Here is a 2550-nt window from a genome sequence, read left to right as displayed (position 1 = left end):
TATCGTCGCTGAAAACAGTGTTGCCAAGAGTGAATAAAATGACTCTTTCTTTTTACACAATTATATGGACTTTATCCCCGTAGAAAAGGCCTATGAGACAAATTCTCCGGAATTACTAATGGAAATGTCCCATAGAAGAGAACTATGGGACAAAATCAACGGAATTGCTGAAGGGAATGTCCCGTATAAGAGCTCTATGGGACAAAATCAACGGAATTGCTGAAGGGAATGTCCCATAGAAAAGGTCAATGAGACAAAATCAACGGAATTGCTGAAGGAAATGTCCCATAGAAGAGGACTATGAGACAAAATCTCCGAAATTACTGAAGGGAATGTCCCATAGAAAAGGTCTATGGGACAAAATCTCCGAAATTGCCGGGGGAACTGTCCAAGAAACACAAGATTGTTTTTTCCAAAAAATGAACCTTTTCCCATCCTCAATCGTATTAAATAAGTAGACAAAAGACTGAGGAGGAATGAAAATGGCGAAAAAGACAATGAAGTCGATTAGCGTGCTTATGTTAGCAGGCTCACTCGGACTTACAGGTGCTGTAGGCAGTTTATCCATCTCTGAACATCATGTCTCAGCACAAGAAGTAAAGAATGAAATCAACTATGAAACGAGTGCAAATGAATTTCTTGAATTTGTTAAAGCTAAAAATTGGGAGGCTGCTTATACACAATTAAGTCAGAATCTTCAATCTGCAGTATCGAAAGAGACGTTTTCAACATTATGGACACAGCTGTCGACCCCATATGGTGAAGTAAAAGAAACATCATTAGAAGGTGTAAAGAATGATGGGGTACATACGAAGGTAACCTATATTGTAAAGGCGAAGCAAGGTGCTTATAAACAAGTGATTAAGTTTAATAGGGAAGGGAAGATAGATGATTTCTTGTTTGATGTCATCACAGCACCTGAAAGCTTCCTAAATCCATCTTACAATCACCCTGAAAACTATACAGAAAAAGAAGTAATCATCGGAGAAGGAAAGTATGCATTGCCCGGAGTACTGACGGTCCCGAAAGGAAAAGGGCCATTCCCGGTTGTTGTTCTTGTTCATGGTTCCGGTCCGAATGATATGGATGAAACGATGACGGTCTTCAAGCCTTTCCGTGATATCGCGGCAGGTCTTGCCAATGATGGAGTTGCTGTATTGCGCTATGACAAACGAACAAGAGTTCATACGGTTAAGACGGGGATGGAGCCGAAATTCTCCATTCAAGAGGAAACAGTCATTGATGCGAACCTTGCAGTTGATAAACTGAAGTCCCTCCCTGAGATTGACTCGAAGAATATCTTTGTTTTGGGGCATAGCCAAGGTGCGTTCGCGCTCCCATTAATTGTGGAAAATGATAAGAAAGATGATATTAAAGGGATCATAGGTGTTGCTGGTCCTGCTGGGAAATTCCATGATCTAATGCTTTGGCAAATGGAAGAGCAATTAAAGCTTGCTGAAAAAATGCAGGCACCAAAGGAGCAAATCAATGCTTTAAAAGAGACGCTTGCAACTTATCAAAAGCAATTTGGAATTTTAAAGGATCCGAAAAATACGAAGGAAAATATTCCGGCTGATTTTCTATTACAGCCAGGTTATTGGTGGTTTGATCTGCGTGATTATGTTCCAACAGAGTTAGCAATGAAGCAAGATATTCCGACCTTGCTATTACAAGGAGGAAAGGATCTTCAAGTTCCTGTCTCTGAATTTGAAGCTTGGAAATCTGCCTTAGAAAACCGTGACAATGTGGATTATAAACTATATCCAAATATGTTCCATACACTAGTGGATTATCCAGGCGAACCGAACTGGATGACAGAATATATGACACCTGGAAATGTGTCGGAGTCCTTCTTATCTGATATTGCTGAGTGGGTGAAAACAGGCAGTATTAAATCAGATGTGGAAAAACCAGAACCAAAGCCTGGCGAGCAGAAGCCGTCGCCAAAGGTTTATTGGGATGGGCTGCTAATGAAAAAAGGGCAAATTGGCAAAATTGAAGTGGTCAAGCCGATTAATCTTTGGAAACGTGAAGGGGATAAGCTTACGTTTGTAAGAGTGCTTAAGCCTGGTGAACAATACCGTGTATATAAATACGATAATAAATTTGGTGGACAATATGGCCTTGGGGATAATCACTATATTACAAACATGAAAGGCTATGTGAACTATAAAACCCCATCTAAGGCAAAGTTAAAGGAACTTTATTAAAAGTTTACTGTTTTGAATCCGTTTTGGGAATGAACATAGTCTGCCAAAAAACTTGATTGATTGGAGCGGAAGGTGCGAGACTCCGGCGGGAGTAGTGGGACAGCTGAGACCCCACAGGTGCGTGCGCCGAGGAGGCTCAGCGCCCGCCCTGCGGAAAGCGAGCTTCCTGGAGCGGAAATCAACATCCGCCAATATTATATTAACTGGCATAAGTGTTTCTAAAACAGCCAGTAAAAAATCCCGAATCTCTAATAGATTCGGGATTTCAGATTGTCGACAAAAGGGGTTCGGAATGGTCTCATTCCGAACCCCTTTTTATAAAAAAGTCCTTAATTTTTTA

Annotated in this window: 1 protein-coding gene; it reads left to right on the top strand. The window is 40.9% G+C overall.

Going from position 1 to position 2550, the window contains the following annotated elements:
• The first annotated feature begins 482 nt into the window (after nt 1-482).
• A complete protein-coding gene (locus ASU02_RS25365; RefSeq protein WP_057768455.1) occupies nt 483-2210 on the top strand; it encodes an alpha/beta hydrolase in 1728 nt (575 codons plus the stop codon).
• Nucleotides 2211-2550 lie beyond the last annotated feature (340 nt).

Source organism: Cytobacillus praedii (assembly GCF_001439605.1).
GTDB lineage: Bacteria > Bacillota > Bacilli > Bacillales > Cytobacillaceae > Cytobacillus > Cytobacillus praedii.
Note: the sequence above shows the minus strand (reverse complement) of the source record. Positions and strands in the feature narration are given on the sequence as shown.